We start from the raw sequence: 14,631 nt of genomic DNA, 5'->3' as shown, positions 1-14,631 counted from the left end.
TACTCCCCACTCCCCACTCCCCACTCCCCTATTTTTTCAAATTTTCACCACCCTGAATCACCTCTGCTGAATCAATGCGATCGCGAATTTGGATCTTATCTACAATATCCATACCCTCGGTGACATAGCCAAAGACAGCATAATTACCATCCAAAAACGACAAGTCTGCCAAAGCAAAATAAAACTGTGCCGAAGCCGAGTCAGGTGCAGATGAGCGAGCCATAGCTACTGCACCGCGAGTATGTTTTAATACAGGAGGCTTTGATATCCCTGCTTTATCAAAAGTTTCGCTGTAGAGAGGTTCCTCCCCATCCTTGGGCTTAATTTCCAAGGGAATATAACGCACCTGAGATGTGTCTGGATCGATAAAACTACCCGTGCCCAGACTATCTGCCGGAACTTTCGGATCTTTCCCTTGAGGATCGCCCCCTTGCACCACAAAGGGCTGTGGTTGCCGCACTACTCGGTGAAACATCGTGCCATTGTAGACACCTCGCTGGACTAAATCCACAAAATTGCCAGCGGTAATTGGCGCATTAGTACCATCGACTTCAATTGTGATGGGCGCACCTTTCACCTTTAGCACCACCGTTGCTTTTCCTTCTAGTTTGGGTAAATTGCTACCTTGAGGATTGTTAGCTTGAGTCGTCGTTGCGCCAGTTGAGCGATCGCTCGCATTCAGGGAAGCCACAGGTGGCGTACTACATGCCCCCAGAATTAGACTCCCAATCGTTACAAATAATAACAACCAGCGACGGATTGCAATCTGCATCTGAAAACTCCACCTTTTTCTAACTTTAGCTACCGAATTTTGACAAAAGAATCTGTGTTATACAGTTGATTGCCTCGGTGAAGACATCTTCAAAAGCCATAAACATTTCACAGTAAGTTTGTGACTTTTGAATTTTGACTTACAACCCTTCCAGAGGTACTTCCAAGAAACGAGCCAACTCAGCTCCCTGATTTTCCAAATCTGACAAAGATAAAGGTTGTCCAACACGAGTCAGAGGAAGTTCCCGGCGATTATTCACCCGCAGGTAGAGAGCGCGGCGGGGATTAAGCCCTTCCTTGATTTCAACTCGAATTGATTGAACTTCCTCAATCGGGCAGGTAAACTCAATTTGACGGTTTTTACCAGGAAAGCCCCAGCGAAAAATCTTCACCGTACCCGTCTCCTTGTTGAACTCATTGTATCCGCCGCCCACATCCCAAAGGATAACCAGCCACAAGTAAAGAGCGAGCAGCACACCTGCAACGCCGTAACCTCCCATGGCTATCCCTTGAGGGAAAAACACTAAGTCTGTAGTATCTCCAACAGGGAGAAGATTGACACCGAGGTAGCTGGAAAGCCCTCCCAGTAAAAAGCCTGTACCTCCGATAGAGACTATTGTCGCCCACCAGTAGTTACTGAATCGGCGAGAGCCTAACACGGATTTACGAATGATGCGGTTCTGTTTTTGGGTTGTTGATGCTGTCATGGCAATACGCAGTTCAGTCTAGATAGCTATTGTAGTACGCTGCTGTATTTTCTACAGCAGGGGACTCTCAGTCTGAAAAAGTTTCTATTAAATTAATGTCCCCACTCGCTGGGGACATTTTTTTTAACATTAATCTTAATCCTGTTGATATTCTGTTGCCATTCAATTAGTTTCCCCAGGGAGTGGGGACATTCCCATCAAGATCGCAGGCTGGCAAGGGAATGTAGGGTTTCCATTCAATTAGTTTCCCCAGCGAGTGGGGACACTATTGTAACTATTCCAGCTAATAAAAATTTTGTAGTTTCCATTCAATTAGTTTCCCCAGCGAGTGGGGACGCTACCGATAAAGATTACGCAAAGTACGCTTGTGCTATGTTTCCATTCAATTAGTTTCCCCAGCGAGTGGGGACAGAGAGCGAGATGATAGAACAGAAGTACATTGATGAGTTTCCATTCAATTAGTTTCCCCAGCGAGTGGGGACAGTGTTAGTAAAACAGTTGAGCCACTGACAGTATAAGTTTCCATTCAATTAGTTTCCCCAGCGAGTGGGGACTACTCACAGATTGGAATTGGAACCATGGAAAAAGAGTTTCCATTCAATTAGTTTCCCCAGCGAGTGGGGACTTAACTAAGTAGCACCTTCAGCGCGTGAGTGACGAGAGTTTCCATTCAATTAGTTTCCCCAGCGAGTGGGGACAAGAATAGTAGCAACTTTCTGTTTCAGAATCTACCTAACAATACCAGGTTTCCATTCAATTAGTTTCCCCAGCGAGTGGGGACCTCTCTACGAGAAAGAGAAAGGATCTCAGCTTCAAGTTTCCATTCAATTAGTTTCCCCAGCGAGTGGGGACCCTCCAGGATGTATTCGACCAAAAGATCAATACGCTGTTTCCATTCAATTAGTTTCCCCAGCGAGTGGGGACAGCTTAAGCGAAGCCGAAAGACTGGCTTGGGACAATTACGTTTCCATTCAATTAGTTTCCCCAGCGAGTGGGGACAAGCGTATTTGGTAGCTTATCTGCCTCTCCATTCCCGTGTCCTCAAGTTTCCATTCAATTAGTTTCCCCAGCGAGTGGGGACCTGCGGCTGCGCTGGCCCTGCTCGACGCAGGGGACTTGTTTCCATTCAATTAGTTTCCCCAGCGAGTGGGGACACTCGGGATCGTTTTGCGGCTCGGCTGGATGGCAGGCTGCGAGCGTTTCCATTCAATTAGTTTCCCCAGCGAGTGGGGACTTCGGAAAATGGTTTTTGACCAATCATATATGGTTGAGTTTTTAAAGAAAGTTTCCATTCAATTAGTTTCCCCAGCGAGTGGGGACAACTCCGAAAATCTCGAGAGCTTGATCCAATTGTTGTTTCCATTCAATTAGTTTCCCCAGCGAGTGGGGACTTGTCACTGAAATGGCGGTATCCAGGTGAAGAATTGTTTCCATTCAATTAGTTTCCCCAGCGAGTGGGGACTAATACATAGTAATATACAAGGATATTCTTGCGATCGTTTCCATTCAATTAGTTTCCCCAGCGAGTGGGGACCCCTCCATTTTAAACCCTTACCCCGTAAAACGTCTAGAGGCACTTTCCGACCGCCACCAATTTTGGGGAAAACTTTTCGACAAATAGCCGAGAAAAAATGGCTAAAACCCATACAGGACAAGGAACCGACCGCCTCAACGTCAGAATAAAGGTTTCAGCCATTTCTCGGCGCGGTAAGTTTCATCGGTTAATCTTCACAGCGGTTTATCTCACGATTGTCCAAAACCCAAAGCAGAGTTTTCGTCCAAACTCCACGACAGTAGCGACTTAGAGGATTCGGTTTAAGGTAAACGCCACCAAGCCTTCCTTCAACGGAACCTGTCCAGGAAACTCTAGCAGTACAGACACTGCCAGTCAGCAACTTCGTCGCAGCAAAGTTTTGCCCATTACTAGGAAAAGTACAACGAGCCAGATAAACACCTGTGAAAGATTGCCAATTGCCGCATTCATTAACTGATAGTCTTACACAATAAGAAAAACCATCATAATCGCGTCGAAAATCAATAGAGTAATCGACCTTTTGAGTAGTAGCATTACTCCTAGCCAATGAGAGTGTTTGATAGACAATACCAGCAGCCACACGGATAGTGGTAGTTGGACTTCAGCACAGATGGTTTTGCCTTGTTTGATGATGAGGGTTTCCGCATTAAGTGCGACATAGCATCCTTGTTGGGAGACGTATAGGGTAGTCATGGGGCATTTGGCAACGGATGTGGTAACGGATGTAACGGATGGGTTATCGGTTAGTAATTAGCAAAGTTTCTATTTGTAGGGTGTGTTAGCTTTGCTAACGCACCATCTACTTAGCCATTACTAACGCAATCTCTCAATTGAAATATTCCGTTTTTTACTTCGCAAAATTCCAGATTTAGAGGTGACTTCTAACTGAGATCTTGCACCATGTTCAATAACCCCAAAAACCAGACAGAGAATAAATTCTCTGTCTAATAGCTTAAGTCGGTTCAAACCGACTATTAATCCGGATTTTAGTCCGTTTTAACGGACTTTAGCTATTAGACAGTGGCTGATAGCCACTGGCGGTTTTTGCCACTAGTGCAAAATCTGAGCAATCAGTAAAATAATTAAGGTGATGGTACTCGTAAAAGTTGCGACGATGAGGTTACGCAACTGGGCGTGACGAGGTGAAATATACATGATTTTTTATCCTGATGGAATGAAATTTTGTTCTCTATATTACGGATTTATACCTTAAAGCACCGCAATAATCTCTCAAAAGACAATATTGATCGTTTGCCAAACTGGATGTAAGATTAAGTAATGAAAAGGATTTATCCAGTTCGCCCTAAAATGGTAAATAGTTTCTTTTCTATTGCTTTCAAGAGCCTAATCGTATAACTTGGTTAAGAGGTCTACTCAGTAGGGTGCGTTACGCGCCAGCTAACGCACCAGACAATTTCTCCAATAAACTCATCAATCAAAACCAACAACCAATAACCAACAACAAATAACCAACAACCAATAACCAACAACCAATAACCAATAACCAACAACCAATAACAAATAACCAACAACCAACAAACATGGCAAAAAAGCCTCAACTCCACCCCTACGCTGATCTACTATCATTTGAACGAATACTTCTGCTAATTGCCACAATTATCCACTATCCCGGTATCGGGAACTCCGAACAAAATTGGACTGATTTGAGCAGTAATAATAATCAAAGCGACCGGATAAATAAAGTAAATAATAGTCATGAAAATCTATCATATAAGTTAGATATTAAACGATATAATAGCGATTTAAAACCGAGCCAAATACCCACAAAAAAAGGTTCATTAAAAACTGACAAACACCACAACGCCTTAGCCCCACTACAAGCAGCGATGCGAAAATTTGCCCAATCTATCGGTATCCAATTTCCCGATAACTATCCCGCCATTGCCACTATCAGAAAAGATCTGGAAACCTTGCGTGAATTTGGTATTCTGGATCGCAGAATGTACCGTTGGGGCTACTATCTAGGGACAGGTGTCATGAGTAGAGAAGACTTAAAAGTAGCATTCAACGCCCTCCAAAATCACGCCCTGTATCAAGGAGATCCTCGGATTCGTCAAATTTACCAAACTCTGAAACAGCGGCTGCGAGGATTAGATTTAGAAACCAACGGTGATTTTTTCTACCCCATTCGCGCCTACCTCAATCGCCCGATTATTTATACTGATCCCGATGAAATGATGGCAAAGGGAAATAACCGCCACACCCTATTTCATTGTATTGAGATTGTCGAAAATGCGATCGCAACAGGGCAATTAGTAGAACTATATCGCCAAAGCGAACCCTACCGACAGCGCACGGGTTACCTGCGGGTTTACCCACTGCAACTCTTTTACCACGACATTGGTTGGTATTTACTTTATGAAGAATCTCGCACCCTAGGTTTATATGAATCCGAGGCAATCCAGCATTTAGAAGTGGAAAGAGTAGACAGACTCAAAGACTATTGTCAAATTATTGAGCCAAATGGACGAGGACAAAATACCCAATTAGAGAGTCTTAAGTTAGCGCAAAAACTAATTAATTCTGGCTGGGGCATTTACCTAGGTACGCCAGAACATCAATATCAAGAGCGGTGCAAACAGCTATCATTAGAATCGATAAAAGTACGATTTTTCCCTCCTTCAGCTACATTCATCTTAGAAGGAGAATCTAGACATAAATCTCAACAAATAATTAAGGGAATAAAAGACGAAAACGGTAACTATCAGTATATCGATTATAAAGTCAAACTGCCCCGCCGTTCCTTCCCAGAATTTAGCCGTTGGGTTTACCGCCACATGGGAAACGCCCAAGTACTATCCCCACCGGATTTAGTAGAAATGCACCGCCAAGCGGCTGAATCTGTAGCCGCGCGTTACAGTCACTAATGTTCCTAACTCTTATTCCCTTTTGTTGAATTGTTAAATCACTTTTTAATCGGTACTCCTAGTTCCGGAAAAACCACCTTAGCCGCCTTTCTTCATCAGCTAAATCCCAACAGCATTATTATCTCCACCGATGCCATCCGTGCCCAACTATTTGGGGATGAAAGTATTCAAGGTGATTGGTTATTAATTGAAAAAGAAGTACTGAGGCAAATAGCAGAAGCTTTAATTACTGGAACATCAATTATTTACGATGCTACCAATGCTAAACCTGAATGGCGAAAATCAATACTAAATAGAGTATATGGTGAAAATTTACAGTGGTTGGCATGGCACTTGCAAACACCTTTAGAGTTATGCTTATTTTGGAACCAAAAACGGCAGCGCCAAGTACCGAATGTTGTAATTGAACAGTTTTACAATAATCTGCGAGATTTTCCACCACAGGTATTAGAGGGGTTTGTCAGTGTTAATCCGGTGAAGGTAACAGAGGCGGGGATTGATTTTGAGGATGTGCTGTGTCAGTTAATTGAAATTTTGCAGCATGAATGAGACTGTTGGCGAATTCGGAAACCTAACCCCCCAGCCCCCTTCCCTGCAAGGGAAGGGGGAGCCGGAAATCTTACACCCCTCTCCTGTTAGGGGACGATGACTCTTCGGGCGGCGACGTTTGCGCGTAAAGTAAAATACCCACCGCTAATTCGGAGCAATAACCGTAGGGTGGGCACTCCCCACTAACGTAATAATCAGCTTTTCAAGTTCTCCAGGGGAGTGCCCACCCTAGATGAAATGCTTTGTTGACATTGGTGCAAGATCTCAGTTTTAACCGTCAGATAACATCTCTATCCACCTGTCATCAAGTCAAAAGCCGATATCAACCGGAGAATTTTTGTAAGCTTATAACTACTGGTATCAAAAGCTTTCAGACTATAATCCACAAATAAATGAATAGATCCTTAAGTATAGCGTCCCGAAATAGCACTTGTTAGAGTGTAGTGTAAATAGACCGAAAAAGAATTTAAAACCCAAATCACCCAATTTGGTTGAATTAATGTCCGAATATACAGCTATCAGCTTTGCGCCTGTTCAAGGATTTATCGAGAAATCCCGCAAACTCCGAGATTTATTTGGGGCTTCTTTGATTCTTTCTTATTTGAGTTACAGGCTAGTTGAAACAGCCAGCACTTCTAATTTAGAAGTCATTTCTCCCGGTTGCCCGAACCTCCAGAAAGGAATGCCCAATCGGATACTTCTGAAAGGGGAAAGGGAATTTTCCAGGAATGATGTGACGAATACCCTTCGGAAATCATGGCAAGAAATATTAAATGAATGTCGAGTTTGGATAGAACGAGAAGTACCTCCTAAAGAGAAATACTTTTGGCAGCAAGAATGGATGCGATGGGGTTTGTACACTTGGGAAATATTTTGGGGACACGGAGATTCCATAGAATCTGCGATGAAGGATTTAGAGACTCGCAAATTGCGTCGCGATTGGACGGCGATTAACTGGAAGGGGGACAGTTCAAGTCTAACAGGCACCGATGCGATTGCATGGCCGCGTTTAGGTTTAGAACTTTCAAATCCAGGGCGACAACTATCTGATGTAGAAAAAGATGAACTTAAGCATCCAGGGCGGCAATTATCCGATCCAGAAAAAGCTGAACTTAAGGATTTCTATCAGCGTCTCTCCTGTGTTTTAGAGAATCTTCCCCCAGATGGCAAACCCGAAGGAAAATTTCTCGATCCTAATGAAAGATTGAGTATTCCCGAATTAGTCAAGCGATTGGTAACTCGCGAAGATATTGCTAAAAGTCTCGGCATGGAAACTCTGCCCAAAAAAGGCGATGAACAAGGATTTAGCGATTTGATTCGGATGCCGAAAGAAGGAGTTGGCCAGTGGACTGGTTGGTTTATGGGAGATGGCGACAAAGTTGGCAAAAAACTTCAGGACATTGCTAAAGAACAAGGAGATGCAGGTCTAAAAAACTTCAGTGAAGCCATGCGGGATTGGGGGGATAAATTTATGCAAGATTTCCCCGAAAATCTAGGGCGAGTTGTGTATGCTGGTGGCGATGATTTTTTGGGAATAATTTACAGCAGCGAACCAGAAAAGCCTCCGGAACCGATCGATGCTTTAGAATGGCTGATGGGATTGCCGGAAGAATGGAAAAAGCACGGACAGGATATTAATTTAAGTGTGGGTTTTGTGTGGGCAGGACATAGCATCCCACAGCGAGATATTCTCCAACACTGTCGAGAAGCGGAAAAAAGAGCGAAGAATTTGGGGCGCGATCGGGTTACTATTCGGGTAGTATTTAACAGCGGCCAATACGTGCAGTGGACTTGTCCTTGGGATTATCTTCATGTATTGAAAGATTATCGCGATCGCGATGGTAAAACCTATAGTAAATGGGAATCAGAAGGGAAAGATCCAAAACTTTCCCCGAATTGGACTCATGTTTACAAGGATTTAGCTCATCTAAAAAATCGTCATGCCATCAGCTTTAACCCCAAAGAAGAATACCCAGATGATGAATTAGCTTTAACTCTATTTCAACTTTACTTTGAAGACCGGGAGAACTTAGAAAAAGACTGGAAGCACATCGTCGGCGATTACCCAAATCCAGAACAATCTAAGCAAATTATTTACTGGATTAGTGACCTAATAAATGTGGGATGGCAGCTATGTTCAAATATCTCATCACTGTAAGTCCTTTAGGATTTATGTACGGTAGTTCTGGCGGATTTTTATCGCCCGAAAACTTGGTCGGACGTTCTGGGGCAAAATTCCCTCCAGAAGCCGCTACTCTCTCCGGTCTATTTTTCAGCGCTAACAAAGTTAAGTCCTATATTTGTCCAAAAGAACTTAGTGATAACTTGTTTGTCGCTGGCCCATTCTGGGCAAAATCTGATAATCCTGAATACTTTTACTTACCCATTCCCTGGCACAAAATTATTGCTAAGAAAGGTGTGGATGAATGGAAAATACAAACAGGAAAATGGCATCGCGAGTTTGAAGATTTAGATCCAGATTATTCCTGGCAAACTGTTAATTCTTGGGATAATAAACCTGCTGTCATCAAGAAAAATGGTGATATTGCTGATATTCCTTGGAAATACGTCCCTATCTTGCATCCCAAAACAAAAGATGACGAACGCTGCACTTTAGCGGAAGATGGTTTGTTTCTAGAAAATGCCGTGCAGATGGATGATGAAAATTGTCTAGTTTATCTCTCAACTCATCCTTTAGGGGAAGATGGTTGGTATCGCTTTGGTGGAGAAAATCATTTGGTGGAAATCAAAAGTATGAAGCTGGATGATGACAGCCCAATATTAGAACTTCTACGCCAACCAATTCAGCGTTCATTTGCTTTGATAGCGCCGGGGATTTGGGGTTCTAACAAATTTTCATTCCGGTATCCAAAAAATGAAGATTTCTCCAAAAAACGACCGGAGATGCTCACAGATAAACCCATTTCCTATCGCTACCGCGCGAAAGGACAAATGGGACGGGGACGCTATGCAGTTCCGCCTGGAACTGTCTATCTTCTCAGAGAACCTTTAGATAAAACTTGGTGGGATTTTCCTGAAAATTGGTTTCCCAAAGAAGGTTTTAGCCTGAAACAAGTTGGATGCGGTTTGTGTTTGCCAATTGAAATTCAAGGAGTTGAATAATGTACAAAACAGCTTACGGTATTATTGAAACCCTTGCTCCTGTTCATGTGGGAGCAACGGCTGGTGAAGAAAGCGGCAACTTAAACTTGATTTTCCGCGACCAGTTTACCCAAACTGGCATTATTCCCGGTAGTTCGATTCGGGGCAGATTGCGATCGGAAATCCGCCGCACTCTGGGAGAAACTGAAGCGAATAAATGGTACGGTCAAGAAGCAGAATTAGGGAAGCCAGACAGTACCACGGAGTCTGTAGTTAAGTTTGAATATGCTTCGCTGCTGTGGTTGCCAGTATTTTGTCCCGGTCAACCAATTGTCTGGGTAACTTGTCCTCGTTTGCTGAAACGCTATCAGCGAATTGCTGGAGAATTCGTGACACTTAAGGATAAGACAAAGCTTAAAGACATCAAGCCATCTTTTATCGATAATCTTAAATACAAAGGTTCTCAAACCTTAAAAGCTCTCGACATAAATGGCAAACCAAAGCTATTTTTTAACTTTGGCTTTTTGACAGTTGACAAAACTCAGGATTTGTCTGCTTGGTTTCCTTTAGGAGAGGAATTGCCAGCCGTTGTTGTTGCTGACGATGAAATTGCCATGATTCACGATATGGCACTGTATCGTCAGAGTCGAGTTGCCTTAGACAAAGAGGAAAAAAAGGCTAAAAAAGGAGCTTTTTTTAATACTGAAGCTTTGCCAGAAGGCACAATTTTAGTATTTCCAGTCGCCATCAAAGACAACCAAGAGACATGGCAACCTTTTGGCGCGTCTACTGGTGCAGATATTTATCTAGGCGGTTTAGAATCAATTGGTTTCGGTCACTGCTATCTAACTTTAAAGGAGGTATAACTCATGGCTTGGGAATCTTACAAATTAGACCAAGAAGCTCACGATTTAGTTGTTAAATACCGCGACAAAAAAGAGGCTCTTAATCAAGCATACAAAATGCGCGTTGCAGTTGCTTACGGTTTAGAGCGATTTTGGGGAGAACAGTTTCGGTTAGTCAAGGACAAAGATAAGGCTGATTATTGGCGGGATACCTGGAAGGCGCTAGTCAAAATTATGGCAAATGCTGACGTTAAAATTCCCAACGATAATGTCAGTTCTGACGATACAGCAGCCATTAAAATCATGGCAAATAAATTGTGGGATTTTCCCGTAGAACAGCGCAAAGTAGCTATAGCTGTGCTGACTCAACTTTGCGACAGTATGGTTTGGTGGACTCAGCGGTATAAACCTACTAAGAGTAATGGCAATAATGGAGGTGAAGAAGATGAGTGATAGCGATCGCGTTCCTTTGATGTTTCGATCTCAATTGGAAGGAAGGGGGAAAATTCAGTACGCAGGCGATGCTGGCCCCGCTTCTGAGTGGGTGAAACAGTGGTTAGAATGCTGTCCTCCTGTCCCTGAAAGCGCCGATGAAAGCGTTCCCCTCTACAAACGAGGTCGAACTAAATCACCCGTAAAAATGCCTGAATTCGGGAAAGGAGTGGAAACAAAACAATATACAATTAGCTGGCGTTTGGTGACAAACAGCGGACAAGATGAAGACGTAATTCGACCCATAATTGGCGCGAAAGGTTTGCCATTTTATCCCGGTTCTAGCATGAAAGGCGCTTTCTGGCGATCGTGTCCTCCTGAAAAGCTAGAAGAATACTGCGGGGGAGAAGTTAAACAAGACGGACAGAAAACTACAAAACCCGGAATTTTGCGCTTTCACGGTGGCTTCCCCACTGATATGTCTTGGGGAAAAAAAGAGCGTTTAGTCGATGTCGTTCACTCTCAACAAAAGCGCCAAGTGATGGAAAATGCCATCACCAGCGCTAACGTGCAAATCTCGCTTTATCAGTGTCAATTAAAATTTGGCATTTCCAGCAACAAGCAGCTTGGAAAACAAGAATGGGATGAAATTTGGCAAATTTGGGACAAAGCTTTAGGACACGGAATCGGTTCTAGGGTAAGTGCAGGTTACGGCAGAATGGCAGAGGTAAAAAGCGCCGATCGAGTTTTGCTTTCTGTCAATTTGAGTGGCTGCGGATTAACATCACAACTGCTGAATAGAACCCCTGAATTTCGACCGAATATGTTTAAAGCTGCCCTGCGGGGTCATACTTTGCGGTTGTTGGCAGGGGTCACGGATGCCAATACAGCCCAACTGTTAACGAAGAAACTTTGGGGAGGAATTGCTGAAAAACGTGATGATATAGGGGCAATTATCGGGCAGTTGGGGATTAATTTTACCGCAGAGGAACTAGATTTTGGCGAACACAGATATAAGCCTAACGGCAACAAAGTTGTAGTCATGCCAACTTACGATTTACAGGTAGGAAGGCTGGACATTCTCAATCTAAATAATACCTATCCGCAGAAGGAGTTAAAAAAGTTTGTCACTTACTTAATTAAATTTTCTCTGTTGCTAGGCGGTTTTGGCAAATCGTGGCGGCGAGTCGATCACAGTCTGTTTTTCCCAGACTATTTTAACAGAAATGATAAACCTGCGATCGGCTGTCACTGGAAGTTTAATGAATCTTCAAAAAATTTGTACGTCACAGCCGCTAGTGATGACCTCAAAAATATTGCTAAATTTCTGGCAGAGGGTCAGCAGAGAGCAATAGAATGGTTGAAAGTAAATAATTTAGAACCAAGCCGTCACGCTAATGATTGGCGCGAAGTCTGGCATCCCGAAAAAGTGGAAGTTTGGGGAAGAATTGCTGAGGACAAGAATAGAAGCGAATCAATTCACTGGTTCCACGGCCCCTACTCAAGAAATCAGTCTATTAAGCAAAGCGATTTGACAGGGAAACTCAATAATATTGGTCGCATTTGGCATCGGATGTATCCCCGCTATCTCACAACTAAAACCGGAGAATTGAAACAAAAAAGGCAAGAGTATGTAGAACTTTTGACCATTTTTCCTGATGACTCAGGCACAACTCAGGATTTTCTGGAGTTTTTACAGAATCAGAGCGACTTTATCAAACTTTGGCCAACTGAGGAATAATTATGAATATCTGGATTGTGACAACTGGCAGCAGCGATGTCAAGCTCAAAACTGATGAAAACTGGGCTAATTTGTTTAGAAAGGTGAGGAGTCAATTATACGATCGCCGTTTTGCACCTACACAACCGCCTAATACTGATACTGACGAACCTTTTATCGTACCAGCTAGAGCGATGGGGATGGTTTATGGAAGTCAGTTAACAGATGAATATTATGAGGATTTGCACTTTCCGCTGCTTGATGCTTTTTCGGCAAAGCTGCTAGAGAAAGGTAAAACACATCCTGACAGAATAATCGTGATTTTGACTAATCAAGAAGTAGTTTTTGATAACGAAGATGAAAGAAAATTAGACAAAAGTCCTTATTGGCAGGATACTTGTACGCTCAAACCGATATTTGAGCAATATTTTAAGCTCAAGTTTCCCAAAGTCAAAAATGAAAAAATTGATTACTTAGAATTAAAGCCCCAATCTCAAATCGAAGGATTAGATAATTGGGATCAAGCACTGGTGCTAGTTCAGAAAGCTTTTTCGACTTTAGATTTTGACAAAAATGCCACTGTATATGTCAGCCATCAGGCGGGAACTCCGGCTATTTCTTCGGCTGTTCAATTTGTGAGTTTAGCCAGATTCGGTAAGCAGGTTGAATTTCTCGTTAGTAATGAGTACAATCCCAGCTTGACTAAAGTGATTGACGGCTCTCAATATCTCAAGGGAATTCAAGTGCAGCAGGCAAAGGGATTAATTGAGTCTGGTTCTCCTGGTGCTGCTTTAAAGCTGCTAGAATCAGAGCAAGTTGAAGGTAGAATCGATACTCAAGTTATTGACAACATCAGCCAAGTTGTTGATTTTTTTAATCTCAATCGTTCTCTTGAATCTGGAGGAGACGAGTTTAGTATTGAAGCGGCTACCCAGAGAATTGTGGATGCAATTGAATTAATTAGAATCTTTTTCAAGCAAAGCAATTATCTACTAGGAATTGCTTTGCTTGCTGCTGCTCAAGAAACTTTTCTGAAGGTGGCTGTATTGTCAAAGATAGCAAAGATTAATGCTACTTCTACCGTCAATGGTTCTCCTCAAGAAGTGAAGAATTGTGTGGTTTGGTATTCTAGCGGATTATTCTTAAGTAATGCGGTGAATGATCAAAGCATTCCTGTCAAGAAAGAGATTTTAAGAAAACTAAAGTTTCCTACAGAACTTCTTGATAAAATTGTGAATGATAAAGATTTTCAAGTTACCAACCGCAATTATGGATTGCTGGCTTGGTTGCAAAATTTGGAGCCTAATTTTAAACCTTGGCCTTTGTTGAAATGGTCTTGTGGGTATAGAAATAGTGATGACGACCTCCGCAATCAACTTATGCACAATTTGCGGGGTATGGAAGCGGCTGAGGTGTGTGAATATTTGTCAGAAAATGTGAAACCTAGCTCTTCTAGTGATGTGGTGAAAACTTACGACTCATTGGTCAAAGATCCGCTGATGTGGGAGTTAAAACGTTTGGGTTTGAAGTTTGATAGAGAAAAGATTGACCAAAAACTGCAATCTCTAGCAGCTTCTTTGCGATTAAATTAAAGATTCAATGTTGTGCAGGCGATCGCCCCTAACAACCTCCAAACCTAAAATCGCCCACCTATCGATACGCCAGGGGGTTCTCAACCCCCGGCGAACCAACAACCTTAACTAAAAATTTTCACCTTCAACCACCATTTACAACCAAACTTGACCATCCATATTCAACCCAAAATAACACAACTATGTACATCACATCCCGCGGATCCACAATCCACAACAATTTAATCAAAACTTAGACATAAAATTAGTTGCTGCCGATACAATAGACGAGAGAAATTCCATTTTTCATAGCTTGTGTGGGTTGGAGGAAAAAGAAGTATTTGAGGCTTGGAAGACAGACAGCAGAGAGAAATGGGAAGCACGAGTTTTAGGGTGTTTAAATTTTATTTCAGGACAAAAATTTGTTTCGTTAAAATCTGCCAGCCTCATGTCCCAAGTACACCAAGAATTAGAAAAAGCAATTAAATTTGATTAAAACCTCTCCCCAGCCC

Annotated in this window: 12 protein-coding genes and 1 CRISPR repeat array; of the genes, 9 read left to right on the top strand and 3 right to left on the bottom strand. The window is 42.6% G+C overall.

Features of this window, described 5'->3' with window-relative positions; translation table 11 throughout:
* Positions 1-28: 28 nt before the first annotated feature.
* The 3 genes from NJ959_RS14970 to NJ959_RS14960 form a co-directional block, all read right to left on the bottom strand.
* Complete coding sequence (locus NJ959_RS14970) at positions 29-772, bottom strand: peptidylprolyl isomerase (RefSeq protein ID WP_254012556.1); 744 nt, start codon at positions 770-772, stop codon at positions 29-31.
* 139 nt (positions 773-911) lie between these two features.
* Complete coding sequence (locus NJ959_RS14965) at positions 912-1,478, bottom strand: photosystem I assembly protein Ycf4 (RefSeq protein WP_254012555.1); 567 nt, start codon at positions 1,476-1,478, stop codon at positions 912-914.
* A gap of 154 nt (positions 1,479-1,632) precedes the next feature.
* A CRISPR array of direct repeats spans positions 1,633-3,012; the repeat unit is 36 nt; unit sequence GTTTCCATTCAATTAGTTTCCCCAGCGAGTGGGGAC.
* A 187-nt stretch (positions 3,013-3,199) separates the two neighbouring features.
* A complete protein-coding gene (locus tag NJ959_RS14960) occupies positions 3,200-3,592 on the bottom strand; it encodes a hypothetical protein (RefSeq protein ID WP_254011811.1) in 393 nt (130 codons plus the stop codon).
* 961 nt (positions 3,593-4,553) lie between these two features.
* Between NJ959_RS14960 and NJ959_RS14955 the strand changes: the two genes are divergently transcribed.
* From NJ959_RS14955 to NJ959_RS14915, 9 genes are all read left to right on the top strand, one after another.
* Positions 4,554-5,900 (top strand): helix-turn-helix transcriptional regulator, encoded by a 1,347-nt coding sequence (locus NJ959_RS14955; RefSeq protein ID WP_254012554.1) that lies wholly within the window; start codon positions 4,554-4,556, stop codon positions 5,898-5,900.
* A gap of 30 nt (positions 5,901-5,930) precedes the next feature.
* Positions 5,931-6,449 carry an AAA family ATPase gene (locus tag NJ959_RS14950; RefSeq protein WP_254012553.1) on the top strand — a complete coding sequence of 173 codons (519 nt, stop codon included), beginning with the start codon at positions 5,931-5,933 and terminating at the stop codon, positions 6,447-6,449.
* 499 nt (positions 6,450-6,948) lie between these two features.
* Positions 6,949-8,607, top strand: coding sequence for a Cas10/Cmr2 second palm domain-containing protein (locus NJ959_RS14945; RefSeq protein WP_254012552.1), 1,659 nt, complete (start codon positions 6,949-6,951; stop codon positions 8,605-8,607).
* Positions 8,583-9,572, top strand: coding sequence for a CRISPR-associated protein (locus NJ959_RS14940; RefSeq protein WP_254012551.1), 990 nt, complete (start codon positions 8,583-8,585; stop codon positions 9,570-9,572). The genes NJ959_RS14945 and NJ959_RS14940 overlap by 25 nt, the downstream gene beginning before the upstream one ends.
* Positions 9,572-10,417, top strand: a complete 846-nt coding sequence (cmr4, locus tag NJ959_RS14935) for a type III-B CRISPR module RAMP protein Cmr4 (protein ID WP_254012550.1) — start codon at positions 9,572-9,574, stop codon at positions 10,415-10,417. Before NJ959_RS14940 ends, cmr4 begins: the two co-directional genes overlap by 1 nt.
* Positions 10,418-10,420: 3 nt before the next feature.
* Positions 10,421-10,849 (top strand): hypothetical protein, encoded by a 429-nt coding sequence (locus NJ959_RS14930; RefSeq protein WP_254012549.1) that lies wholly within the window; start codon positions 10,421-10,423, stop codon positions 10,847-10,849.
* Positions 10,842-12,569, top strand: coding sequence for a hypothetical protein (locus NJ959_RS14925; protein WP_373693662.1), 1,728 nt, complete (start codon positions 10,842-10,844; stop codon positions 12,567-12,569). The genes NJ959_RS14930 and NJ959_RS14925 overlap by 8 nt, the downstream gene beginning before the upstream one ends.
* A 2-nt stretch (positions 12,570-12,571) precedes the next feature.
* Complete coding sequence (locus NJ959_RS14920; RefSeq protein WP_254012547.1) at positions 12,572-14,140, top strand: hypothetical protein; 1,569 nt, start codon at positions 12,572-12,574, stop codon at positions 14,138-14,140.
* 301 nt (positions 14,141-14,441) lie between these two features.
* Entirely contained in the window at positions 14,442-14,615 is a 174-nt protein-coding gene (locus NJ959_RS14915) for a hypothetical protein (protein ID WP_254012546.1), read from the top strand.
* The last annotated feature ends 16 nt before the right edge of the window (positions 14,616-14,631 follow it).

The sequence above is a fragment of the Limnofasciculus baicalensis BBK-W-15 genome (assembly GCF_024178385.1).
Lineage (GTDB): Bacteria > Cyanobacteriota > Cyanobacteriia > Cyanobacteriales > Coleofasciculaceae > Limnofasciculus > Limnofasciculus baicalensis.
The sequence above is the reverse complement of the archived record's forward strand: the minus strand, read 5'-3'. Positions and strand labels throughout refer to the sequence as shown.

Bases quoted from the DNA above. Each gene is read 5' to 3' on its own strand.
- NJ959_RS14970 (WP_254012556.1), bottom strand. From the start codon at position 772: ATGCAGATTGCAATCCGTCGCTGGTTGTTATTATTTGTAACGATTGGG.
- NJ959_RS14965 (WP_254012555.1), bottom strand. From the start codon at position 1,478: ATGACAGCATCAACAACCCAAAAACAGAACCGCATCATTCGTAAATCC.
- NJ959_RS14955 (WP_254012554.1), top strand. From the start codon at position 4,554: ATGGCAAAAAAGCCTCAACTCCACCCCTACGCTGATCTACTATCATTT.
- NJ959_RS14945 (WP_254012552.1), top strand. From the start codon at position 6,949: ATGTCCGAATATACAGCTATCAGCTTTGCGCCTGTTCAAGGATTTATC.
- NJ959_RS14940 (WP_254012551.1), top strand. From the start codon at position 8,583: ATGTTCAAATATCTCATCACTGTAAGTCCTTTAGGATTTATGTACGGT.
- cmr4 (WP_254012550.1), top strand. From the start codon at position 9,572: ATGTACAAAACAGCTTACGGTATTATTGAAACCCTTGCTCCTGTTCAT.
- NJ959_RS14930 (WP_254012549.1), top strand. From the start codon at position 10,421: ATGGCTTGGGAATCTTACAAATTAGACCAAGAAGCTCACGATTTAGTT.
- NJ959_RS14925 (WP_373693662.1), top strand. From the start codon at position 10,842: ATGAGTGATAGCGATCGCGTTCCTTTGATGTTTCGATCTCAATTGGAA.
- NJ959_RS14920 (WP_254012547.1), top strand. From the start codon at position 12,572: ATGAATATCTGGATTGTGACAACTGGCAGCAGCGATGTCAAGCTCAAA.